This window comes from Paenibacillus sp. J22P90 (genome assembly GCF_059692195.1).
In genome coordinates this window covers 171,855-196,169 of the sequence record NZ_JCAUAY010000001.1, presented here as the reverse complement: position 1 = coordinate 196,169, position 24,315 = coordinate 171,855, and the positions used below count along the sequence as shown (strand labels likewise).

25 protein-coding genes are annotated in these 24,315 nt (G+C 45.8%); 6 read left to right on the top strand and 19 right to left on the bottom strand.

Annotation, left to right across the window (positions count from 1 at the left end):
- Window positions 1-66 precede the first annotated feature (66 nt).
- The 9 genes from AC58UX_RS00905 to alaS all read right to left on the bottom strand — a co-directional run bounded on the left by AC58UX_RS00905 (window position 67) and on the right by alaS (window position 9,974).
- A complete protein-coding gene (locus AC58UX_RS00905; RefSeq protein WP_497248791.1) occupies window positions 67-2,241 on the bottom strand; it encodes a methyl-accepting chemotaxis protein in 2,175 nt (724 codons plus the stop codon).
- Between the two features lie 185 nt (window positions 2,242-2,426).
- Entirely contained in the window at window positions 2,427-3,710 is a 1,284-nt protein-coding gene (locus AC58UX_RS00900) for a peptidase U32 family protein (protein WP_497248789.1), read from the bottom strand.
- Between the two features lie 24 nt (window positions 3,711-3,734).
- The gene (locus tag AC58UX_RS00895; protein ID WP_497248787.1) at window positions 3,735-4,661 is read right to left on the bottom strand and encodes a peptidase U32 family protein; all 927 of its coding nucleotides are present in this window, start codon (window positions 4,659-4,661) and stop codon (window positions 3,735-3,737) included.
- A gap of 43 nt (window positions 4,662-4,704) precedes the next feature.
- Window positions 4,705-5,802, bottom strand: coding sequence for an endolytic transglycosylase MltG (gene mltG, locus AC58UX_RS00890; protein WP_497250008.1), 1,098 nt, complete (start codon window positions 5,800-5,802; stop codon window positions 4,705-4,707).
- A gap of 127 nt (window positions 5,803-5,929) precedes the next feature.
- Complete coding sequence (locus AC58UX_RS00885; RefSeq protein WP_497248785.1) at window positions 5,930-6,229, bottom strand: DUF1292 domain-containing protein; 300 nt, start codon at window positions 6,227-6,229, stop codon at window positions 5,930-5,932.
- Window positions 6,226-6,540, bottom strand: coding sequence for a DUF1292 domain-containing protein (locus AC58UX_RS00880; RefSeq protein WP_497248783.1), 315 nt, complete (start codon window positions 6,538-6,540; stop codon window positions 6,226-6,228). The genes AC58UX_RS00885 and AC58UX_RS00880 overlap by 4 nt, the downstream gene beginning before the upstream one ends.
- On the bottom strand, window positions 6,541-6,957 hold the full coding sequence (ruvX, locus tag AC58UX_RS00875; protein ID WP_497248781.1) for a Holliday junction resolvase RuvX: 417 nt from the start codon (window positions 6,955-6,957) through the stop codon (window positions 6,541-6,543). It abuts the gene before it with no gap.
- Between the two features lie 17 nt (window positions 6,958-6,974).
- Complete coding sequence (locus AC58UX_RS00870) at window positions 6,975-7,235, bottom strand: IreB family regulatory phosphoprotein (RefSeq protein ID WP_028555746.1); 261 nt, start codon at window positions 7,233-7,235, stop codon at window positions 6,975-6,977.
- A 111-nt stretch (window positions 7,236-7,346) separates the two neighbouring features.
- Window positions 7,347-9,974, bottom strand: a complete 2,628-nt coding sequence (gene alaS, locus AC58UX_RS00865) for an alanine--tRNA ligase (protein ID WP_497248779.1) — start codon at window positions 9,972-9,974, stop codon at window positions 7,347-7,349.
- A gap of 411 nt (window positions 9,975-10,385) precedes the next feature.
- Between alaS and AC58UX_RS00860 the strand changes: the two genes are divergently transcribed.
- Window positions 10,386-10,607: a DUF3951 domain-containing protein gene (locus AC58UX_RS00860; protein WP_497248777.1), complete on the top strand. Its 222-nt coding sequence runs from the start codon at window positions 10,386-10,388 to the stop codon at window positions 10,605-10,607.
- A 250-nt stretch (window positions 10,608-10,857) separates the two neighbouring features.
- Here the strand turns inward: AC58UX_RS00860 and AC58UX_RS00855 are convergent, their stop codons facing one another.
- The 5 genes from AC58UX_RS00855 to cymR form a co-directional block, all read right to left on the bottom strand.
- Window positions 10,858-11,928 (bottom strand): AI-2E family transporter, encoded by a 1,071-nt coding sequence (locus AC58UX_RS00855; protein WP_497248775.1) that lies wholly within the window; start codon window positions 11,926-11,928, stop codon window positions 10,858-10,860.
- A 154-nt stretch (window positions 11,929-12,082) separates the two neighbouring features.
- A complete protein-coding gene (locus AC58UX_RS00850; RefSeq protein ID WP_028555750.1) occupies window positions 12,083-12,286 on the bottom strand; it encodes a YrzR-like zinc ribbon domain in 204 nt (67 codons plus the stop codon).
- A gap of 7 nt (window positions 12,287-12,293) precedes the next feature.
- Window positions 12,294-12,815 (bottom strand): PRC-barrel domain-containing protein, encoded by a 522-nt coding sequence (locus AC58UX_RS00845; RefSeq protein ID WP_497248773.1) that lies wholly within the window; start codon window positions 12,813-12,815, stop codon window positions 12,294-12,296.
- A 27-nt stretch (window positions 12,816-12,842) separates the two neighbouring features.
- Complete coding sequence (locus tag AC58UX_RS00840) at window positions 12,843-13,991, bottom strand: cysteine desulfurase family protein (protein ID WP_497248771.1); 1,149 nt, start codon at window positions 13,989-13,991, stop codon at window positions 12,843-12,845.
- Window positions 13,992-14,003: 12 nt separating this feature from the next.
- Window positions 14,004-14,423 (bottom strand): cysteine metabolism transcriptional regulator CymR, encoded by a 420-nt coding sequence (gene cymR, locus AC58UX_RS00835; RefSeq protein WP_057311968.1) that lies wholly within the window; start codon window positions 14,421-14,423, stop codon window positions 14,004-14,006.
- Window positions 14,424-14,745: 322 nt separating this feature from the next.
- Between cymR and mnmA the strand changes: the two genes are divergently transcribed.
- The 3 genes from mnmA (at window position 14,746) to AC58UX_RS00820 (ending at window position 17,038) form a co-directional block, all read left to right on the top strand.
- Window positions 14,746-15,834, top strand: a complete 1,089-nt coding sequence (gene mnmA / locus AC58UX_RS00830; protein WP_497248768.1) for a tRNA 2-thiouridine(34) synthase MnmA — start codon at window positions 14,746-14,748, stop codon at window positions 15,832-15,834.
- 29 nt (window positions 15,835-15,863) lie between these two features.
- Window positions 15,864-16,553, top strand: a complete 690-nt coding sequence (locus AC58UX_RS00825; protein ID WP_497248766.1) for an AlkZ-related protein — start codon at window positions 15,864-15,866, stop codon at window positions 16,551-16,553.
- A 140-nt stretch (window positions 16,554-16,693) separates the two neighbouring features.
- Window positions 16,694-17,038, top strand: coding sequence for a DUF3889 domain-containing protein (locus tag AC58UX_RS00820; protein ID WP_497248764.1), 345 nt, complete (start codon window positions 16,694-16,696; stop codon window positions 17,036-17,038).
- On the opposite strand, the gene AC58UX_RS00815 is transcribed toward AC58UX_RS00820, so the two are convergent.
- From AC58UX_RS00815 to AC58UX_RS00795, 5 genes are all read right to left on the bottom strand, one after another.
- Window positions 17,033-18,352, bottom strand: a complete 1,320-nt coding sequence (locus AC58UX_RS00815; protein ID WP_497248762.1) for a replication-associated recombination protein A — start codon at window positions 18,350-18,352, stop codon at window positions 17,033-17,035. The two genes, AC58UX_RS00820 and AC58UX_RS00815, sit on opposite strands and share 6 nt — an antisense overlap.
- Before the next feature lie 115 nt (window positions 18,353-18,467).
- Window positions 18,468-19,229 carry a tRNA threonylcarbamoyladenosine dehydratase gene (locus AC58UX_RS00810; RefSeq protein ID WP_497248760.1) on the bottom strand — a complete coding sequence of 254 codons (762 nt, stop codon included), beginning with the start codon at window positions 19,227-19,229 and terminating at the stop codon, window positions 18,468-18,470.
- A gap of 24 nt (window positions 19,230-19,253) precedes the next feature.
- Window positions 19,254-21,032, bottom strand: a complete 1,779-nt coding sequence (gene aspS, locus AC58UX_RS00805) for an aspartate--tRNA ligase (RefSeq protein ID WP_497250006.1) — start codon at window positions 21,030-21,032, stop codon at window positions 19,254-19,256.
- 46 nt (window positions 21,033-21,078) lie between these two features.
- Window positions 21,079-22,344: a histidine--tRNA ligase gene (hisS, locus tag AC58UX_RS00800; protein ID WP_497248758.1), complete on the bottom strand. Its 1,266-nt coding sequence runs from the start codon at window positions 22,342-22,344 to the stop codon at window positions 21,079-21,081.
- A 433-nt stretch (window positions 22,345-22,777) separates the two neighbouring features.
- On the bottom strand, window positions 22,778-23,086 hold the full coding sequence (locus AC58UX_RS00795) for a winged helix-turn-helix transcriptional regulator (RefSeq protein ID WP_497248756.1): 309 nt from the start codon (window positions 23,084-23,086) through the stop codon (window positions 22,778-22,780).
- Window positions 23,087-23,235: 149 nt separating this feature from the next.
- Here AC58UX_RS00795 and AC58UX_RS00790 point away from each other — a divergent pair, with 149 nt between their 5' ends.
- On the top strand, window positions 23,236-23,637 hold the full coding sequence (locus AC58UX_RS00790) for a DoxX family protein (RefSeq protein WP_497248754.1): 402 nt from the start codon (window positions 23,236-23,238) through the stop codon (window positions 23,635-23,637).
- Window positions 23,638-23,937: 300 nt separating this feature from the next.
- A complete protein-coding gene (locus AC58UX_RS00785) occupies window positions 23,938-24,258 on the top strand; it encodes a hypothetical protein (protein ID WP_497248752.1) in 321 nt (106 codons plus the stop codon).
- Window positions 24,259-24,315: the final 57 nt, after the last annotated feature.

The following is a 24,315-nucleotide window of genomic DNA, read 5'->3' as shown; positions in this document are numbered from 1 at the left end:
TGCAGCTACGCGAAAACATAAAAAAAATCCACCCTCCAATTGGAGAGTGGATGTCTGTTTTATATTTTATACTTCGAATTTGGATAATGTATCTGTCAGTGACTTCGACAGTAGGTCCAGCTTGTCCGACAATTTCACTAAACCATCGCTAATGCTCAGTTGTTCAGAGCTCAAGGAAGCAACTTCTTCGGAAGTAGCAAGTGATTCTTCAGCAACTGCACTGACATTTGTCATAGCATCAGACAGCACGACTTGTGATTGTTCAAGCGTAGAAATGGAATCGCTGACAGTGCTCAATTGAACAATGAAGCCACCCATGTGATTCGTTACTTGCTTGAAAATCGTATCTGCTTCTTTAACTGCCGAAATTTGCTCTTGGAAAATTGGCGTTGCTGTCGAAAGCACCTTCACCGTTTCATCGATTTCCCGTTGAATCGTTTCTGTAATTTGACCTACAACGTCAATGGATTGCTTCGATTGATCCGCCAGCTTACGAATTTCATCCGCTACGACCATGAAGCCTTTGCCGGCTGCGCCTGCACGTGCTGCTTCAATCGTCGCATTCAAGGAAAGAATGTTCGTTTGCTTCGTCATGTTATTCAACACGTCCAAAATTTTACGGATCGAACGTGTACTCTCTTTAAGACGATCTACTTTATCAACCATGGAACGGATCATTTCTTCCGTCAGGTTCGTCTTCGAGATGAGCTCAGACATATATTTCGTACCAAGCTCACTGGAGGTTTGTACGTCAGCTGCCGCAGTTCCCATCTCCAAGTTCGCTTCGATTACTTGTTTCATTTGAATGCCGATATGGTGAGTTAACTCGTTACCCTTCTCGGATTCAGTCGCCAAACCGCCTGCTCCATTGGAAATCTCATCCGTTGCAACCGCGATTTCTCTTGCTGCAGTAGCGGTCACTTTGGAGGAGTTCGTCAATTCTTGCGCAGTCTCAAACACCGCTTGTGCAGACGTGCTCGTTTGCTGTACCAGTGTTGTAATCTGCTGCATCATCACGTCAAAGCTGGCTCCCAACTGTCCAATTTCATCTTGTGACTTGTAATTGGCACGAACCGTAAGCTTACCTTTGGCACCTTGCTGCATCAGGTTGCGCAGATTAATGAGCGGGCTTCCGATCATTCTAGCTACGACAATACCAATGATGATCGCTGCAAGGGCTGCAAACAATGCGATTAAGATCGTGTAGTTGAAAATCTTCTTCGCGTCTTTGACAAGCGCACTGACAGGAATATCACCAACTAGATTCCATCCTGAAACCGTGGACTTGTAGAAAGCAACCAAGTGGTCGTCCTTCGAAATAAAGGAGCCATGCTCTTCCGCAATTTGTTCCTTCGTCAGTTGGACCGATGATTCTTTCCCAACCAGCGTCATATCTTTGACTGCAATGTTCTTATTAGCAGCGTTCGTAATGATGACATTACTATCATCACCGAGTGACATGCCGTTAAGTTCCTTCGTCAAAATATCAGTGCTAAGCTCTAGCACGAGAACAGCTGTCGAAGAGTTCGTTAACGTATTACGCATCAGACGGCTAATCGCAAACGTATTTGTGGAGGAGCTAGAGTAGCCCTTGGCTTGACTATCGAGCCATGTCACTTTCCCCGCATTCTCAACCGTATTTTTAAACCAATCCGTTGTTGCCGAATTTTCAATCAGTGGAGCGCCTCCAGAACCAGTTATCACGATCAATTTGCCATCAGGACGATACAAATGAAGCGTTTTAATTGATTTGTTGGAGAAGGTAACTACATTTAATTTCTCTGTTAATTGACGTGTAACATCAAGGGCTTCATAAGAGGATGGTTCCAATTTAGGAATCTTGTCCAGTAGCTCTTGCAACTCTTTGTTCAACATAATTTGTAGAGAAACATCGTCAAAGGTTTGATAAAGGAAGTCTAACTTCTGCCCTGCTTGCGTCACTGTCTGTAAGCTGGATTCGGATACCTTGTTCTTAATAACACTTTTGGAAACCGAATACGAAATCAGACCAACTGTAATAACGAAAAACAAAATACTGACAAAAAACATGAGAAACAGCTTCATACCTACTGATTTCACAGGATTTTCGAGCTTAATATTGCTCGCACCTTTGAAGGCATATGTACCGTTTGGTGAGGCTGACCCACCTGCTGTGTCAATATTTCGACCCCTTCGAACTTGACCAGCTGTTTGAACTACTTTGTTTACAATTTCGCGGAAACCTTGGAGTCTTTTTGTCATTTCGTTCACCACCATTAGATTCTAATTAACCTTCTCTACTTGCGTGCGAAATGAAAAGGTTTACATACTTTGTCGAATAAGAATTTCGACATTCATTTCCAATATCCTCTATAATCCGCTCCAAATGTTTAAAAAAAAAGAAGCTTTCTCCAATATAACCGACACTGGAGAAAGCTTCCATGGTACTATTTACCTGTTTTCTTACGCATCATATCCCACTTTTTGACAGGGTGCGCAGTTTTTAGTTGAATCAACTGTAACGGATGTCTAGCAGCGGTCAATTCTTGCCCCGCTTCATCTTCAATGGCCCCAACAATTTGCTTAAAATGTGTACCCTGCGGGCCAAAGAATTCAATTTCTTGACCAGGCTTGAAATGATTTCTTTGCTGGATCAGGGCTACGCCTGTCTCTTCGTTATATCCCATGACCAAGCCAACAAAGTCGAAACCGACAACCTTATCTTCCGGCTCGAAGATGTGATCCTCATGTCCTGGCGCTTCGTAAAAGAATCCATCATTCAAAGGACGATTCGCTGCTTTATGAATTTCATCCTGCCAGAGCGGATTGAGCTCGAAATGCTCGGGATCTTCAAAATAGGCATCAATTGCCTGACGATACGCATTTACGACTGTTGCAACATAATGGATACTCTTCATTCTGCCTTCGATTTTGAAGCTGTCTACACCTGATTCAATCATATCCGCAATGTGATCGATCATGCTTAAATCCTTGGAACCCATCGTAAAGGCATCATCATCCTCTGCGAACATCGGGAAATCCGTAGCCAATGGCGCATCCAGCGGCTGATCCTTCGCGAAGAGATCATACTTCCAACGACAAGATTGCGAGCAGCCGCCGCGGTTCGAATCGCGATCCGTGAAGTGATTTGACAAGACACAACGTCCGGAATACGAGCTGCACATCGCACCGTGAATAAATGCTTCAATTTCGACATGGACATGAGCCTTGATTTCATCAATCTCCTGCATGCTCACCTCACGTGCCAATACAACGCGCTCAATCCCCTGATCTTTCCAGAACTGAACGGTTTGCCAGTTCATCACCGACTGCTGCGTACTCACATGGACTTCCAACTCAGGGGCAACACGTCTGCATGTTTCCATGATGATTGGATCCGCCGCGATAATTGCTGAAATGCCAACCTCTTGCAGCCCGCTCAAATACTCTTCCAAGCCTTCGATATCTTCGTTATGCGCGTAAATATTCGTTGCCACGAATACTTTGGCTCCATATTGCTTCGCAAATTCTACGCCTTCACGCATCTCTTCTTTGGAGAAGTTGTCAGCGTTCGAACGCAAACCATATTTCTGACCGCCAATATAGACAGCATCTGCGCCATAATGGATCGCAAATTTTAGTTTCTCTAAATTACCTGCGGGAGCTAACAGCTCCGGCTTATCAAGTCTTACACGCTTACCTCTAGCTCGTGCTTCTACGGCTGTAGTCATCTAGGAGAGCACCTTCTTTCTTAATCAATAGACCTGTTCTTTATAGAAAAATCCGTAACTCAGCTCACGCTCAGGATCCTGCAGCGCGACGATCGCATCCAGCCACTCCTGCTGGAATTCATATCCCTCGGGATTCGCCACATAGGCATCAATGGCTGCGCGATAGCTTTTCACAACCGTTTCGTTATACTGTGAGGACTTGAGTAAGCCTTCAATTTTTAAGCTGTCAATGTTCCCATCGATAAGCTCCGGTAAATTTTCGAGCATACAGAAGTCTTCTGAGCTCATGATGTGTGTCCCATTGCGATCCTCATAGACAGGATATCGTTGATCGCGGCGTTCGTGCTCAATAAGGAATAGTCCCCGCTCCTTCGAGCGATCCTCTTCTGCCTCATTCCCTTGGTGTGCCATATAATTTTTGACCAGCTCGCGCTTGGAATGATAAATATTCGTAATCCCATGAACTTGTACTTCTACAGCAATGTCTGACTTCGCTTTAAAATCAAGCACCTGCTCCATGTTCAGCTCTCTCGCTAGCACAACACGCACTGCGCCTTGCTTTCCCCAATAATTCGCAGTTGCATAATTTGTAGAGGTCATCTCGGCATTCCAGTGCATCGGCAAGGGCTCAGCTAACTGACGAGCCGTCATGACGACAGCCGGATCTCCGAAAATAATGGCATCTACGCCATATGACTGCAAAGCAGCTAAGTACTCTTTTAAACCTTCAAGTGTCTGATTGTCCAAAATATTGTTGACCGCTACATACACTTTCGCATCATGCTCATGTGCCCAAGTGACCGCTTCCTCGATCTCGTTCAGCTTCACTTCGCCAGGCATACGAAGCCCATAGCGATCTTCCCCTATAATAACGGCGTCAGCTCCTGCAAGAATCATTTGTTTCAACTCCGCAATCGAACCGCAGCTAATGACTAATTCTGGTTTATTCACGTCATGCTTACCTACCTTCTGTTAGCTTCATTCGTACGCCCGCTTAATTCGCGGTCTTCTTACTATTGGCAATATTCTTTTTGTGCTCTTCAAACGTTTCCGCAAACAAATGTCCTTGGGTTCCATCCTTCTTGGTGACATAGAACACATACTTCGTTTCTTCCGGATAAATGGCCGCTTTAATGGATGCCAGACTTGGGCTTGCAATTGGACCAGGAGGCAACCCTGTATTCAAATACGTATTATATGGACTTTGAATTTGAAGATCCTTTTCTAATAAGCGATCCTTCGACTTATCAAATAAATACTGAACCGTCGCATCAATCTGAAGCGGCATGTTCATTTTCAAACGGTTCACAATGACACCTGAAACGAGTGCACGTTCCTCATTGACAACAACCTCCCGCTCAATGAGCGATGCGATCGTCAACATTTGATGAACAGTTAGATTACGTTCCTTTAGCTTGTCCTTCCAGTCCGCAGGCAGTGTTGCAAGCTTTTTGTCCAGCTGTTCTAAAGAACGTTCAACGAACTCTTTCTCCGTTGAGCCCTTCGTAAATTCATAGGTTTCCGGGAAGATATAACCTTCTAGTCGGTGCCTTAAGTTCTTGCTATCGGGAATCGTGGCTGTAGTCCCATTTTTGAAGCTAGATGGATCATCGACAAGCCCCAGGAACGTCTCTTTCTTCCAAGTGCTCTGTTCACTGACTTTAGCTGCGATTTGGTCGATGGTATAGCCTTCAGGAATCGTGATGCGCACCATTTCTTCTTTCACGACATCTCCCTTGTTGAGCTTATCGATCATCTCCACAAACGTCATGCCCGGCTTCATCGCATACACACCAGCTTGAAACTTCGATCCCTCTTTTTTCCATTTTAGATAATAGGTGAAAATCGATGAATTCTTAATGAGTCCTTTGGTTTTCAATTCCTCTGCGATCTGTATCGAGCTGGAACCTTGCGGAATCGATATCTTGACCTCCTGATCAGATGCTTCCACTGGCTGAAGTGCGCTGGCGATGAATAAGCCGACTCCGGCGGCCGTTCCTAGCGCTAACAGCACTAGAATGCTAATGACAAGCAAAACCCATTTCAGTGTACTTCGCTTCGGCTTCTGTGATTCTTCATGTTCATAGTCCATATTCACAACGCTTCAATTCCCCCTAAGAATGTCCATCGTCAAGCCTTTGGCACTAGCTTACCTTACTAGCATTAACCATATGCACAACAAAACCGAGCGGATGTACTCCGCTCGGTTTTCATTCTTCTCACAAGTCGTCCTGCTCAGAAAAAACCATCTCGTCGTAGAGCTCCGAAACCGTTTCCCACTCATCGTCATCGTCAATGGTAACTAGTTCGTATTCGCCGTCCTCATTCGAGATGACTCGGAAAACAGCTACCTCGTCTTCCTTCTTTAACGCATCGGATTGTAAAACGGCATACGTTTGGTTCTCATAAACGAATTCTTTCAGAAGATGATACACCGTCGACTCATTGGAGTCGTCAGACAACAGGATATCATCCCCGTAAGCATTGCGCAATACATCAGAAGGTGTTGTCAAACTCATGCTTCGTCTTCCTCATCGAACTCCGCCATTAAAGTGTTGAACGTTTCCTCAACGATATTCCATTCTTCTTCATCATCGATGGTGAAGAGCTTCAGGTCTTCGCCTTCTTCGTCTTCTTCATAACGGAAAGCATAGACTTCATCGGATTCTTCGTCAGCGCCATCTGTCGGGACAACCATCATATATTTCTTATCTGAACCGTCCACTTCGAATTTCATGATAACCTCGAACTCTTCTTCGTTGCCTTCATCGTCCGGGATGTAAATGATTTCTGGTTCTTCTTCACGCAATTCTTCTTTGGACACGTTCATTCACCTCTTCATATTGGCATCCATATACCCTTGCAAAATGAGCTGTGCGGCCATTTTATCAATGACCTGCTTCCGTTTCTTCCGGCTTACATCCGCTTCAAGAAGCGTCCGTGTTGCGGCTACGGTAGTTAGTCGCTCATCCCATAGGTGTACTGGTACACTAGTTTTTTCTTTTAATTCTTCTGAAAAAGCAATTGCAATCTCACCGCGGGGGCCAATCGTATTGTTCATATTCTTGGGCAACCCCACAACAACCTGCGATACGCCATATTCATTAATAATTTGTATAAGCCGATCTATATCTTCACCCGGCTTATTACGGCGAATCACTTCAAGACCTTGGGCCGTCCACCCGAGCTCATCGCTTAAGGCGACACCAATGGTCTTATCCCCATAATCCAAGCCCATCCATCTCATGCTGCTTCTCTTTTCTTCTATTTGTGTTGACCCAGATAAGCACGAACTAATTCTTCAATTAGTTCATCCCGTTCCCGTTTACGAATGAGGCTTCTCGCATTATTGTGACGCGGAATGTAGGCAGGATCTCCCGATAACAAGTAACCAACAATTTGGTTAATCGGGTTATACCCTTTTTCCTGAAGAGCATCATACACCGCCAGCAATACATCCTTCGGCGAAGTTTCGATCTCTTCCGCCTTCACATTGAACTTCATCGTTTTGTCCATGGAACTCATCAGGAGCACCCCACTTCCTTGTGACCTTTGTAAAATAATTGAAAAAAACTTACGTTATACATGTGATATATTCTCTATGGTTTTAAAAATTCCTGTCCCTTAGAAAAATAATTATGCAAATTGTGAAAGAAGACCCTCAACACTAGCTAAAGCTGCTTGCAATTTAGAAGCATCCTTACCGCCAGCCTGTGCCATATCAGGACGACCGCCACCGCTTCCGCCTACAGCTTGGGCAACTTCTTTAATAATTTTCCCTGCATGGAAGCCTTTCGCAACAAGATCAGGTGTTACAGCAGCAACTAGGTTCACTTTATCTTCTGCAGCAGCGCCAAGGACGATGACAGCCGAACCTAATTTCCCTTTCATCTCATCCACGATGTTGCGAAGAGAATCCATATCCGCTGCATTCACTTGAGCAGCTAGCACGGAAACACCTGCGGCTTGCTTCACTTGATCTGTGAGCGAACCTGCCTCAATACGACCAAGCTTACCACGAAGCGATTCATTCTCACGAGCCAATTCTTTCAATTGCTGCAATGTAGCATCAACGCGCTTAGGAACGTCATTGATGTTCGATTTCAGCATGCCAGCAGCTTCTTTCAGCAATTGCAATTGCCCGTCTAAATATTCGTAAGCGCTGCGTCCAGAAACAGCTTCAATCCGACGCACACCGGAGCCAATCCCCGACTCACTTACAATTTTGAACAATCCAATTTGTCCCGTATTTTGAACGTGACAGCCTCCGCATAGCTCTAGGGAGTAGTCGCCTACTTGTACAACGCGTACGATATCGCCGTACTTCTCGCCGAACAAAGCCATAGCGCCCATTGCTTTCGCGTCTGCGATTGCTTTGAGAGAAATATCCACGTTCGTGCTATTCCAAATTTGTTGATTGACACGCTGTTCCACATCTTGCAGCTCTTCACTAGTGATACTGCCGAAATGGGAGAAGTCAAAACGCAAGCGATCTGGCTCTACCAAAGATCCTGCTTGATTGACGTGCGAGCCTAATACTTCCTTTAACGCTTTGTGCAGCAAATGTGTTGCAGTGTGGTTCTTAATAATATCCGTCCGAGGTGCAGAAGCAACAACCGCTTCTACAGCGTCGCCTTTACGGAGTACGCCAGACTCCACGATCACTTTGTGCACATGCTGGCCGTGCGGCGCTTTCATCACGTCTACAACCTGCAAAGTCACTTGATCGTTACGGATCGTACCATGATCGCTAACTTGACCACCGCTTTCTGCATAGAAAGGCGTACGATCTAGCACGACCTGACAAGTCTCACCTACACCAACAAGCTCCACGAGCTCATTTTCATGAACAATCGCTTCGATATTAGCAGTAACTACCAACTCATTATATCCAACAAATTCGCTTTTAACCGTTAATTCAGACAGCGGGCCGCCTTGAACCTTCATACCGCCTTCTTTGTTGCTCGCTGCACGAGCACGATCACGCTGTTCTTGCATCGCAGCATCAAAGCCAGCACGATCAACAGTCAATCCCTTCTCTGACGCAAAATCCTCCGTCAAATCGAATGGGAAGCCATACGTGTCATAAAGCTTGAATGCATCCGGTCCGCTGATCTGATTCGTGCCTGCTTGTTGCGTTTTCTGAACCATCTCGCCAAGAATGATCAAACCGTCGCTCAACGTCTCATGGAAACGCTCCTCTTCGGTACGGATCACTTTCTCGATGAACTCACGCTTATCTACAACCTCCGGATAGTAAACACCCATGATCTCGCCAACAGTTGGTACTAGCTTGAATAAGAACGGTTTATCCAGACCAAGTACTTTCCCGTAACGAACTGCCCGACGCAGCAAACGGCGAATGATGTAGCCGCGACCTTCATTAGAAGGAAGAACGCCGTCACCAACAGAGAAAGCTACTGTACGGATATGGTCCGCGATAACTTTAAGCGCCACATCATGATCTTCATTGACGTGATAAGTAACACCAGTTAGCTCACAGGTTTTATCGATAATAGGTTTAAACAGGTCTGTATCAAAGTTGGAGTCTACATCTTGAAGAATGGAAGCAAAACGCTCCAACCCTGCGCCTGTATCAATGTTTTTGTTTGGAAGCGGTGTGTAGCTGCCATCTGAATTGTGGTTAAACTGTGTGAATACCAAGTTCCACACTTCCAGGAAGCGCTCATTCTCGCCGCCAGGCCAGCATTCTGGATCGGATAAGTCACCATATTTATCGCCGCGATCATAGAAAATCTCTGTACAAGGACCACATGGGCCTTCGCCGATATCCCAGAAGTTATCTTCTTTTAGCTTATAAATGCGTTCCTCAGGAATGCCGATTTGCTTATTCCAAATCTCAAAAGCTTCCTCATCATCTTCATGAACCGTCACAGAAATCCGATTCGGATCAAAGCCGATCCATTGCGGATCCGTCAAAAACTCCCAAGCCCAAGGAATAACTTCTTTCTTGAAATAATCACCAATGGAGAAGTTGCCCAGCATTTCAAAAAAGGTATGGTGACGACGCGTTTTACCTACGTTTTCGATATCATTAGTACGGATACATTTCTGAGCATTCGTAATACGCGGATTCTCAGGAATTTCACGACCATCTAGATAAGGCTTCAAAGGTGCAATCCCTGCGTTAATCCACAAAAGGGAAGGATCGTTATGTGGAACTAATGAGGAGCTCGGCTCAACCTTATGCCCTTTACTTGCGAAAAATTGCAACCATTTCGAACGAATTTCACTTGCTTTCATCTCTGTGAGCCTCCATATTTAGGATAAGTTTACAAAAAACAAAAAACGCCCCTGCATCTAACAGGGACGAATCATCGCGGTACCACCCTGGTTATTGCATTCGTGCTCTCTTTGCTGGTAGCATTGAGCGAATCCAATCTCCTTGTGCGGATTTGTAACGGGTCCAACCGGTGGAGTTCATCCACGCTCCGAAACGAGCTTTGGGCCATCCTAACACCGAAAGGTTCTTCCAGCCGATCCAAGCAGTTTACACTGCCAAGCGGAACCTTCTCTCTGACGATGGGCTATGGCTTACTAAGTTTCATCAACACTTTAATTCACATATAGATAAGGCAAATTATAACTTTATGGGAGTTGCCTGTCAATATGAGGGCATTATACACTAGCGTATAGATCATGGAGGTGCTTTACATGGACGTATCAACGCTTACTTTACTCGGACTCATCTTCCCAATCTTCATCTTGATCATTTATATTATGGCTAAGACACTGATTAAGAAACAAATACCAGACAGCCGTTACAATCCCTTCGACTACATCACAGGCCAAACCCGTGTAGAATTTCAGGAACAGAAGGAGCAAAAAGAAGAGGACGACAGTCAAGGCGACGATAAGGATAAGAATTCAAAATAATTAGAAGCTTGGCCATTGACAATGATTCTCAATAGAAGTATACTAAGCTTATTGATAATGATTTTCATTGTCAAACTCAAATTTTACAGCTTGTTATTTACTCACTTATTCCGTAGTCCATTTCATGGTTTACGTATGGGCCACAACCTTTCAACAACTCCTCAACCCTCGTGCAAAACCCCTTGTCCATGATCCCGCAAGTCATGGCTCAAGGGGTTTTGTGCGTCTTCTGCCTGTTTTCACTACTTCGCTAAGTTGTTGGCTTGTGAACGAAATGGATGAACACATGTTGAACGATGACTTTCATCACCGCAAAAAATGGAACAGCCAAGATCAATCCTACAACCCCTGCCACTTCTCCACCTACAAGCAAAGCAAAGATAATAAACAAGGGATGCATGTGCAGCGTCTTACCAACAACTTGAGGTGAAATCACATTCCCCTCCAGAATCTGCACAGTCAAATTCACCAATGCGACGAACAGTACCATTTTCAACGAGACGGTTGAAGCCATAATAATGGCAGGCGCTGCACCAAAAAAAGGTCCCATGTACGGGATGATATTGAAGATTGCAACCACACTAGCGAGCAGCAGCGGATACGGCATGCCAATCAGCCAATACCCGATGTAAGCAAACACTCCGATAATAAAGCACACGAGGAGCTGTCCACGAATATAGTTGCCGAGCGCCGTATCAATGTCCATCAGCAGGGACACGGTTTTTTTGCGATGTTTCACAGGCACGATGGCTAGCGCAGTTTTCTCGATAATCTGAAAATCCTTCAAAATATAGAAGGCAAGAAAGGGAACGATGAAGGCGATAAACAGCATATTAATCGTCGTTCCGATTTGATTCATATAATTCGCGACCGCCATGGAAATCTTCGACTCCAGCTTCCCGATCGAGTGATTAAATCCATTTCGAACACTGTCAGGCAAAAGTTGATTTTGATTAAAGCCGTCGACTAGGGATTGTGCGCGCATCGCCATTTGCGGCATATGCTCATTCAATTCAGCAGCTTGTTCCATAAACATCGGGGTCATATTCATGATAATAACCGTGACGGATGTGATAAACACGCTATAAATTAACAAGACGGCGATCGTTCTCGGCATTTTACGTTTATTCAAGATCGTGACAACTGGATTTAAGATATACGAAATGATGACCGCAATGAAAAATGGCATGACAATGGCCTTTAGAAAGGTGAAAAGGTGAATTAATATAGGTTTTATTAGCAGAAGCAAATTTAAACCGACTAAGATTAATAAGGCATAAATCAGTCCTATAAACCATTTATTATTTGCAAATCGTTCCATGCTGCCTCCACCTCTGTTAGTTGAATTCAAGCTTGCCGCTCATACAGTATGTGTACAACCTGCCCAAATTAACCCTTGGTTGGCATGGAAAGACAAAAAAACGTTAGAGCTCAAACGAATTCTCGCTCGAACGCTAACGCTTAAACATGTAACTTTAGTTCACGTGCTCGTGGATGTGAGAAACTTCTTCCTCAAAAAACAAATCATCCAGAGAACTTAACGTACCATCTTCCTCGACTTGATAAACGGACATTTTATCTCCGTTTACGCTGAGTTCGATAAAACAACCCCAGCAGTAAAATTGATGGGAACCGATCTTTCCAATATCTTTGGAATTACAGTTTGGACAACGCATCATGCTCACCCTATTCTTCTTTGGATACGAAGAGTTCTTCTACTTCCTGAGCGCAATGTCCAGGCACGATGATTGCATCATCCCCCATGGTTGCCGTGTCTGGCATGGGAAGCCACTTTCGCCCTTCTTTTAAATCAGAAATAAACCCTTCGGACAATTCATAACCTACTATTTGTTTTCCCCAATTCTGGTTTAAATAAACATCTTCTACCACGCCTAATTCGTCCCCACCCACTGTAATCACGGGGAGTCCCTTTATCTTGTCGCTTCCCTCAAGAAAAGCATGACACTCATTCTTCTGCCCAAATTCGCAAATGACGCTGTCGTTCGGTATGGTTATAGCATCTTCTCCGGCTGCGACGATTCCTTCCCATGATATGTATCGTAAGGATGAGAACCACGTCTTCGCCTCGAGCACGATGCCGCTTATGTTCCACGTTGGGTCAATCAATAAATCCTTTACTTCGCCTACCTGCTTACCCGACTCAACGGTTAACACGGGAAGTCCTATTAATTCATGCGCTCTACGCAAACGTACGCCTCCTAGAACCACCCAGTACTACTTATTACGCAACCGTTGGATAATAGTTGCAACTTTATGGGCAGCCGTTTCGATTTGTTCTTTAGAATTCCCCATTCCAAAGCTAAATCGCACCGCGGAGTTCGTAACATTTTCTGGAAGCTTCATGGCCTGAAGCACATGGGACACTTCCAGCGAGCCAGATGTGCATGCGGAGCCGCTTGCTGCAGCTACCTGATCTAAATCAAGATTCATCAAAAGCGTTTCTGTTGAGATCCCAGGGAAAGAGATGTTCAAAATGTGCGGAATACTGTGTTCCTTATTCCCATTCATAATAAATTGATCACAGCCCAATTGCTGCTCTAAGATGGAAATCATGTGTTCACGAAGCCTACTTGCCTGTGCGTAATTGCGTACTTGCAGCGGTACAATGATTTCAACTGCTTTGGCAAAGCCTGCAATGGCAGCTACATTCTCCGTTCCTGCTCGACGCTTGCGTTCTTGAGAACCACCATAAACATGGGGGAGCAATTTCGTATGCTTGGAAACATATAACGCTCCAACACCTTTAGGTCCATAGATCTTATGTGCGGAGAGACTCATCAGATCGACAGGGAGATCAGCAAGATTCAGAGGCAACTTACCTAAAGCTTGCACCGCATCGACATGAAAAGGAATGCCATTTTGTCTGGCGAGCCGGCCAACCTGCTCAATCGGCTGAATCGTGCCCACTTCATTATTCACATACATCATAGAGATAAGAGCTGTATCGGGACGAATAGCCGCTTCCACATCTTCTATTTGAATAAGTCCATCTGGACCTACTGGCAGGTATGTGACTTCAAATCCAAGGCTCTCTAAACGTTCACAGGGATGCAGGATCGCATGATGCTCAATCGCTGTCGTCACGATATGCTTCTTGCCCGCCTGCTCCCCTGTCATGATCCCAAAGATCGCCATGTTATTGCTTTCCGTTCCACCACTTGTAAAAATAAGCTCACCTGGTAAGCAGCCTAAGGATTTCGCCATGCCATCGCGGAAGCGATTCAGCGCGGTCCTTGCGGCACGGCCAAAGCTATGCGTACTGGAAGGATTGCCATAATTTTCTGTATAGAAAGGCAACATAGCCTCCCATACATCCTTATGTATGGGTGTTGTTGCAGCATGATCTAGATAAATGGGGTTCATGTGTGTGTCACCTTAAATGTAAAACATGTAGTTATCATTTTTACCTTTATCCTCGAAGGAAATCAGGTTTGCTAATGTTGTGGAGTCCAATACTTCCGCAATGCTATCGCGGATACGAATCCACAAGTCTCTCTTGGCTGGATCGTCCTCTTCCGTAAAATCTACAGGAGAGATAGGTCCTTCAAGAACGCGGATCACTTCACCGGCAGTTACCTGCTCAGCAGATTTAGAGAGAATATAACCACCGTATGCTCCACGAATACTTTTGACTAAACCTGCATTACGCAATGGAGCAACAAGTTGTTCAAGATAATGTTCAGAAAGCTGATGACGCTCAGCAATACTTTTTAGTGAAGTTGGCCCTTCACCCACGCGGTTAGCCAATTCCATCATGATCGTTAGACCATAACGACCTTTTGTGGAAATTTTCAAAATTAACACCTCATTCAACAAGATATGCCATCAAGGAGTTTGTTTCTATCGCTAAAACTTGAGATGCTTACCAATCATGCTCCCCACGCTTTAACATCAGGGTCGTCCCTATCTAGGTAAACAGCGTTTCCATTTTTCGCAAAAACATTCCAAAACATCCGTATATCGTATCTATGTTATCACAAAACCCTTGTATTGTGGGGGAAAAACAATGACATTCTCATGAAATATTTTAATTTTGAGCTATTGGCATGTATAATAGTAGTGTTCAAAAACAAACAGTTCCACCAAAGTCATGCAAGATGGAAAAGAGGTTTACGATATGCAAACAAAAAAACGTGTCATCCTAGGTATGTCTGGCGGTGTCGATTCATCCGTTGCCGCGCTGCTGCTAAAGGAGCAAGGGCATGAAGTCATTGGCATTTTCATGAAAAACTGGGACGATACTGACGAATTCGGTCATTGTACCGCAGAAGAAGACGCAGAGGATGTTAGACGGGTCTGTGACCAGCTCGACATTCCTTTCTATACAGTAAATTTCGAGAAGCAGTATTACGACAAAGTCTTCGCTTACTTCTTGGACGAGTACACCAATGGTAGAACGCCAAACCCCGACGTCATGTGCAACCGTGAAATCAAATTCGGGGAATTGCTGCAAAAGGTGCTCGATTTAGGCGGCGACTATATTGCAACCGGACATTATGCGCAGGTGAAGGAGCAAGATGGGGAATTCGTTTTGATACGCGGAAATGATTCGAACAAGGATCAGACGTATTTCCTTAACGTCCTTAATCAATCACAGCTTGCCAAAGCGATGTTCCCGATTGGTCACCTGCCTAAGTCAAAGGTGCGTGAAATCGCTGAAGCAGCAGGTCTAGCAACTGCGAAGAAAAAAGATAGCACGGGCATTTGTTTTATCGGCGAGCGCGACTTCAAAACGTTCCTGAGCCAATACCTCCCTGCACGTCCCGGCAACATGGTCGATATTCGTAACGGTGAGATCAAGGGTCGCCACGACGGATTGATGTATTATACATTAGGCCAAAGACAAGGCCTCGGGATTGGCGGTTCAGGCTCAGGCGAGCCATGGTTCGTCGTGGATAAAAACCTGGAGAAAAACGAATTGCTCGTCGTTCAAGGCGAAGGGCATCCTGGGCTTTACTCCAAAGGTTTGACTGCAACGGATGTGAACTGGATTTCGCCTAAGAAGCCAGAAGGTGCTTACGCTTGTACGGCTAAATTCCGCTATCGCCAAGCCGATCAAGGCGTTGTGATTACGATGCAGCCAGACGGCAGCTGTGAAGTCGTTTTTGATAAGCCGCAAAAAGCCGTCACGCCAGGCCAGTCCGTTGTATTTTATGATGGGGAGATTTGTCTGGGTGGCGGTGTGATTGATAAGGTGCATAAGTAAGAATAAAAAGTTGAGCGAGGGGAATGTGTATGGCAATGAACGAGGTAACGGTAAAAGCTGATAGGTATGAAGATGTGACAAGGCTCGTTAAAGAGATTGGGATTCTTCCCCTCTCGTCGTTCATTCCTGAGCATCCTTCACTTGAATCCCTGACGGTGCAGGAGCAATGGCATACTGGCTTAGAGACAGATCCATGGTTGTGGCGTGATCGACTTCCAGGTGATGGGCTAGCAGCTTATGGACGTTTTTTTGCTAAGAAGCCTTTGCTGATAAGTTCCGAGTTATTTCCTCTGATAAAAAACTTGCTTGAAGACCCGTACACCGTGGACGAACGGTATTCGGATGGCGAGCTGTCCAAAGCAGCCGTCGACGTGTATCACGCAATTTCTGGGAATGAAGGCATTGATGTGAAGGCTTTGCGCGCTGCGACCGATTTGAAATCGAAAGAATCCAAGAATGACTTTGATCGTGCGCTGATCGACTTGCAAAGCAAAGCCGACATCGTGATTGCGGGCATCAGTGAGCGCCTGAACGCCAATGGTACCAAAAACGGTTGGAACAGTACCTGCTACATGACCGCTTCGCATTGGATGGAGCTGCATGGGATCGCGAAAAATACGCTGCCGACACCTGAGGCTAAGGCACAGCTGCGAACGCTGCTGCAGGAGCAATACAGTGAGGCTGCGGGCAAGTATTTGGGGAAGATTTTTAAGTTATAGTCGGAAGGAGCACAGGGTGCTCCTTTTTTGTTGCCAACCTATATTTACCGCTCGCAATTACGCATGCCATCTCCCCCGCTCGCACACGCTACAAGCGAAAGGTGTGAGCGATTCTGAGCAAAATCATAGCTGTTTTACTCATGATCGGGCTAAGCTGGGTCGGATCTTCCACTGCTTTCGCAGAGGTCATCCAACCAAATAAAGGCGGCGCAGCAGATAGGGCTCCAGTGTACGACCCCTCTTATGCCAAATGGAGCCGCCTTGCTTTTCACGAGGCCGGTAAGGTGTATACATTGTTGGACTACAAATATATCGGAAAATCCAACGTGGCGCCCGGTGTCGTGCAGCAGCAATTCCGATTTTGGGTTAAAAAGAATGGTGTTGAATTCCCACTCATCGTCTCAATCCGGTATGACCCTGTCACAGAAAAGGTATTCACTATTCTTATGGAGCAAGAAAATAGAGGGACACTACGGATTCTATGAATCTGTAGGTGTCCCTCTTCTTTTGATTTGATTTACCTTCATCTTCTCTTCTGTCCCTTGATTCGTTGCGGCAAATATCACTTCATGCTGGATCTCATCCGGCAAGTACTGCTGTCGAACGAAATGCCCAGGGTAATTATGCGGATACATATAACCTTTATGTCCAAGCTTCTCTGCCCCTTTGTAGTGGGTATCGCGCAGATGCAAAGGAACTTCGGCTGATTTCACACGTTCCATCAGCTCCTGCGCACGCATAATCGCGAGCGGAATCGAGTTCGACTTCGGACTTTCCACCGCGAATAAAATTGCCTGGGAAATGATGTACTTCGATTCGGGCCAGCCAATCTTATGGTAAGCGTCCATCGCGGTGACAGACTGCACCATCGCCTGCGGATTGGCAAGCCCGATATCTTCACTGCAAGCGACGATAAGACGCCGCAGGAAGGTCATAGGATCCATGCCGAGCTTCTCGACGGCATAGAGGAACCAGAACAACGCGGCGTCGCTAGAGCCGCGCACGCTCTTGTGAAAGGCGGACAAGACGTCATACTGCGTCGACTCGTCTGCTTTCACGATGGGGCGGCGGATCGACTCTTCCGCCACCTCGCGTGTGATATGAACCGTGCCGTCCGGTTCAGGTGAAGTCGTCAGCGCTGCCAGCTCCAGCGCGTTCAAGGATCGGCGGATGTCGCCATTGGCCATCTGCCCGATGTGTTCGAGCGCCTCCTCGTCTACTTGGAGGCGCATAAAGCCGAGCCCCTTCACGGGATCGGCGATTGCTCTTCGCATGGCGATGAGCGCATGCTCCGCCGTGAGCGGCTCGAGCTGAAACAGCGTCGAGCGCGACAAGAGAGCCCCGTTCACATGGTGGAACGGGTTCTCTGTGGTCGCCCCGATGAAGATGAGGATGCCCTGCTCGACAGCAGGAAGCAACGCATCCTGCCGCGAGGTATTGAAGCGATGGACTTCGTCTAAAAATAAGGTCGTTTTGCGACCGTACATCGCTTTTGTGCTTTTGGCCAGCTCGATGATCTCGCGGACGTCCTTCACAGAGGCATCAACCGCGTTCAGGTTCATGAATTCGCCCTGCGTGCGGTTGGCGATAATATTCGCCAGCGTCGTCTTCCCTGTACCGGGAGGGCCGTACAGCAGAATCGAGGTGACTTGGTCAGCCTCAATCGCCCGACGCAAGAGCTTTCCTTTGCCGACGATTTGCTCTTGTCCAATATATTCGTCCAACGTGGTTGGCCGCATTCGATCGGCAAGCAGCTTGCCGCCAGGATCTTGTGAAGCCGCATATGTAAACAAATCCATAATAGTTTCCTTTACTTGATCTAAAAGTGATACTGTCCATTATACTCCGCTGGGGTAGGCATGTCATGTCTCTTCGCAAAAAAACGGACACCCCTTCATCGAGGCATCCGTCTCTTTACAATGATTTCTTCTTCGAACCAATCTCCAGCAAATCCTTCACAGCAGCGCTCACCATAATGAGTCCCGCTACAGGTGGAACGAAAGAGTTGCTAGCCGGCGGCTGCTGCGCCTTACGTCTGTCAGGTGCATCCGCAGGCACGATTTGCTCTGTAACGTCTTCCCGTGGCTTCATTGGCTCTTCCATCGAGAAAACAACCTTAACGCCCTTCTTGATGCCTTCCTTACGCAATCTTTGGCGAATGACACGTGCGATTGGGTCCATGCTCGTTTTGGAGATATCCGTAATTCTAAATTGCGTCGGATCCATTTTATTCGCAGCACCCATGCAAGAAATCATCGGAATTTTACGTACCAAACATTGTTTGATCAAATGGATCTTGTACTCGATCGTATCACTTGCATCAAGCACATAATCAATTGGATAAGCAAATACTTGCTCATACGTTTCCTCTGTATAAAACATCCGCAGCGAAATCACATCGCACTCAGGGTTGATCAAAAGGATACGATCACGCATCAGATCAGCCTTAGGCTGACCTACTGTTGTCGTAAGGGCATGGATCTGACGATTGATATTCGTGATATCGACAACATCTTTGTCAATCAGAATCAAACGTCCGACACCGGAGCGCGCCAGCGCCTCGGCAGCAATAGAGCCAACGCCGCCGATGCCCAGCACGACAACCGTGCTGTTTTTCATAATTTCAAGACCCTCAGGGCCAATAGCTAGTTCTGTTCGCGAAAATTGGTGAAGCATAGGAACACTTCCTCTTCAAGGTTCTTAGGCTTTCGCAGCAGGCTGCTTAAGCGCTAAGCGAATCGATAGTTGTTCTAGTTGTTTGCCGTCCACTGTTCCTGGAGCATCCATTAACAGGTCTGTTGCGCTTGCTGTTTTCGGGAATGCAATCGTTTCTCTCAGGTTCGTACGGCCTGTAATTAACATGACCAAACGGTCAAATCCGAATGCAAAGCCACCGTGTGGAGGCGTACCGTATTCGAATGCTTCCAGTAAGAAGCCGAATTGCTCATACGCTTCTTCTTTGGAGAAGCCTAGTGCTGCGAACATTTTCTCTTGTACATCGCGTTGGTAAATCCGCATGGAACCGCCGCCTACTTCGTATCCGTTCAAGACAAGATCGTAAGCTTGCGCGCGAATTTGACCTGGATCTGTGTCGAAGAAATGAATGTCGTCTTCGTTCGGACGTGTGAACGGGTGGTGTTCTGCTACGTAACGTTTCGCTTCTTCGTCATAGCCAAGAAGTGGGAAGTCAACAACCCATGCATATTTGAACACGGAGTCATCGATAAGACCAAGTTGACGACCGATTTTCAAACGAAGGTTACCCAATACATCAGCAACAACCTTCTTCTTGTCAGCAGAGAATAATAGAAGATCTCCTTCTTCTGCTCCTAAACGCTCAGTCAACGCTGCAATTTCAGCTTCGTTGAAGAACTTCACGATAGGCCCTTTGAACTCGCCGTCTTTCACTTGAATCCAAGCAAGACCTTTGGCTCCGTAACGTGCTGCGAATGGAAGCAAATCGTCGATTTCCTTACGGCTCCATGTGCCACAACCCTTAGCGTTAAGAGCTTTAACTTGACCGCCACCGTTAACTACGCTCGCGAACACTTGAACACCGGAAGTGGACACGATATCGGATACATCTTGAAGTTCAAGACCAAAACGAAGATCTGGCTTATCAGAGCCGTATCTCGCCATCGCTTCGGCATGCGTAATACGTTGGAACGGACGCGCGATTTCAACATTCGCTGTTTCTTGCATCAATTTAACAACAAGCTCTTCGAGAATATCAAGAAGTTGATCCTGTGATAGGAAAGAAGTCTCGATATCGACTTGCGTAAATTCAGGCTGACGGTCTGCACGAAGATCCTCGTCACGGAAGCAGCGTGCGATTTGGTAGTAACGTTCAAGACCACTAACCATTAGCAATTGTTTGAAAATTTGCGGTGATTGTGGAAGCGCGAAAAACTCGCCTGGATGCACGCGGCTTGGTACCAAGTAATCACGTGCGCCTTCTGGTGTGCTTTTCGTCAAGATTGGTGTTTCTACATCGATAAATCCTTGGGAGTCCAAGAAATTACGGAAGATGTTAGATGCTTTGGAACGCAACATTAACGTACGTTGCATTTCAGGACGGCGCAGGTCAAGGTAACGATATTTCAAACGAACCGCTTCATCCACTTCTACGCCATCTTCGATGAAGAAAGGAGGTGTTTTCGCTGCGTTCATGATTTCGATTTCTGTAACTTGGACTTCAATTTCACCTGTTGGAATGTTTTTGTTGATCGTCTCTTCGTCACGAAGAACGACTTTCCCTTTTACCGCAAGAACGTACTCATTACGCGCACGATCTGCAGTAGCCAAAGCTTCCCCTGAGAACTCAGGATTAAATACAGTTTGAATGATACCACTGCGATCACGCAGGTCGATGAAAAGAATACCCCCGAAGTCGCGTCTTACTTGTACCCACCCGTTAAGAATTACTGTCTCGCCTACATGGGCTTTTGTAAGCTGCCCGCAATGATGTGTTTTGAGCATCATGATTGTTGTTGCCTCCCTTTAATGTTCATAGTGTTGTAGCTATCTATTCGAATAGTGTCTTTGCAGCGTTTGAGGCAAGATCCACTAAACTTACTGTGATTTGATTTCCTGTTTCCATCTTCTTCAGCGTAATTTCGCCGCGTGCCAGCTCGTCATCGCCAAGAATGGCCACATACGTTGCTTGGAAGCGATCGGCGGATTTCATCTGAGCCTTCATTTTGCGGCCTTGGTAGTCCTTCTCCGCTTTTAAGCCTTGAACTCTCAGTTGCTGCAGAAGCTTCGTAACTTCCTTCTCTGCTGCTTCACCTAAACCAATCAAATACACATCTAGCGGCTCAGGCTTCGGAATTTCAACCCCTTGCGCTTGTAGTACGAGCAGAATACGCTCAAGTCCAAGACCCAAGCCTACGCCAGGTTGATCTGTACCATGTCCACCAATTTGTTCGACGAGACCATTATAACGTCCGCCTCCACCAATCGTGTCAATCGCCCCGATACCCGCTGCTTTATATTCAAACGCTGTGTGCGTGTAATAATCCAGACCACGTACTAAGCGAGGATTGATACGGAATGGAATCTCCATTGCAGTTAAGTGCTCTTGTACTTGCGCAAAGTGTGTAGTACATTCCTCATCCAAAAACTCTAGGATATCAGGGGCACCCACACCGTGTTTTTGATCCACTTTGCAATCAAGTATACGCATTGGATTACGATCATAACGAGATTGGCAATCCTTACAAAGCTGATCCTTCACAGGAGCAAAGAACGCCTGAAGCTGCTCGCGGTAAGCGGTTCTCACGGCTGGTGTACCTACCGAGTTCACTTCCACGGTTACTTCTTTCAGTCCAATCTCTTTATAAAAGGTATAGCCAAGCGCGATCACTTCTGCGTCGATGCTTGGATCTACCGAACCAAATGCTTCGATACCAAACTGGTGAAACTGGCGATACCGCCCTGCTTGCGGCTGTTCATAGCGGAACATCGGTCCCACATAAAACAGCTTCGTTAGATCTGGAATCCCATACAGCTTATTTTCTACATAAGCTCGAACGACGCCCGCTGTTCCTTCCGGACGCAGCGTCATGCTGCGATCACCTTTATCTAGGAAGGTATACATTTCTTTTTCGACGATATCCGTCGTTTCTCCAACTCCGCGCGAAAATAGCTCAGTGCTTTCGAAAATTGGCGAACGGATTTCTTTGTAGTTAAAACGTTGACACAAGTCTCTCGCTTTCGACTCGAGGTACTGCCACTTCTCTACTTCGCCTGGCAGAAGATCTTGTGTTCCTTTTGGCTTCTGAATGCTCATCTAAGCAACCTCCCTTTGTCTCTACTATGTGGACTTACAAAAAACAAAAAATCCCCCATCCCTGACTTACGTCAGGGACGAGAGATTTGATTAACAAATTCACCCGTGGTACCACCCACATTCAGAACGCCATGTTTCTTGCTCACGCAAGCAAACAGTGTTCTGCTCTTTACGGTTAACGCCCGCTATACGCGCAACTACTACTAAGCACATGCTAACATGGGCTGTTCCCAGTTGGTCCTCGGGGAGGTCTTTTCATTCGCTCATCATGGGAAGCTTGCAGCCTAGACTTCCTTCTCTGTACATGTGGGGGCGAATTACTGTGTCCCTTCAATGGATCACAATCATATCGAATTACATTATGGTTATTGTAAACATTGGAAAGGGCAAAGTCAAGAGATAGTCATTCCTACTGCCTACCTCTCTCCTCGAATTAGGTGAATGAGTCTGCCCATTTTTGAACTTCATCCATCACTGACTGCAGTCCCTTACCTTTAGGAGTTAATTCATATTCTATTCGAACGGGCGTTTCTGGATACACGTGTCGGATAATAATTTCTGCAGCTTCTAGTTCCTTAAATCTTTCCGAAAGCATGCGATCACTCATGCTTGGGATGAGTACAGAGATATCTTTAAACCGCTTCGGCCCTGTTAACAGTACACTCACAATAAGTCCTGTCCAACGCTTACCTAGAAGTTCAAATGCATTCTCGAATTTGGGACATAGTTGATAATTTTCCATCTTAATCATCTCCTCCGAGTTCTTGCATGAACACTTGTTTCATACATCCCGTAAAACTATTTTAACATAGTCGCTTGACAAAAGTAAGTGACTCGTAATAATATACTAACATAAAGTAAGTTGTTAAACAAAAATAATTTATAGAGGAGATGTTAGTTATGGCTTTAGGACTTTTAATTATTCGATTGGTGATTGGTTTAACGATGGCAGCACACGGTACACAAAAATTATTCAGTTGGTTTGGTGGGTATGGACCAAAAGGCACAGGTGGATACTTCGAATCCATCGGCATTAAACCAGGGGTTTTGATGGCGGTCGTCGCTGGCTTAGGCGAATTAGCGGGAGGCTTGCTCTTCGCTGCAGGTTTATGGACAGAAGTTGGCGCCGCTCTTATTATTATCACAATGTTTATGGCGATTATTAAAGTTCATGGCAAAAACGGATACTGGGTAACCTCCAATGGATTTGAATACAATCTAACATTGCTGGTCATTGCGCTTGGCGTTGCCTTAATTGGCGCTGGTGAATACTCCATTGACGCTCTTATGTAATAAATAAATACGAACACAGATAACCGCCTTAGCTTAAGCTGAGGCGGTTTTTCTGTTAAAGAAAATAGCCTGCAGCACGAGGCAGCAGGCTTTCAAAAGTTTATATTTTAAAGGGGGTCGAGTATCAGTATATCCTTCTTAGATTAAAGGAATATGAAGCGCTTATTACAATTTCATTACACAAAATTCACAGTATTTTCAGGCATTTTCATTCGCTTTCCCCGTATATTCATCCCGTTTTCACATATACATGTACAACAAGGCAAATGGCCTTGAATATATCATCTGGAGGCTGTAACAATGACACTACAAAACGAGTTTCAAGAGGAACGTCAAGATCTCGTAGTGCTTTTCTCTGAAGAATCCGAAACCGAAGCCGAAACTGCTGACGAAGTTGCTGACGAAGAAGAGGCAGCCGACGAAGAGGCCATTGAAGAGTCGGATCCTGTTGACGAAGAAGAAGCAGAAGAAGCGGCTGATGAGGAAGAAGCTGAAGCGGAAGAAGCTGAGAGCGATGAAGCCTCGGACGAAGAGGCAGAAGCAGAGGCTGACGAAGAAGCTAGTGCTGAAGAGGACTCCGCTGAAGCTGAAGCAGACGAAGAAGCTGCCGACGAAGAATAAGAATTGTAACCGCAATCATTCTTTCTCACAAAGCCAACTACAAACTAAGAGCCTTAC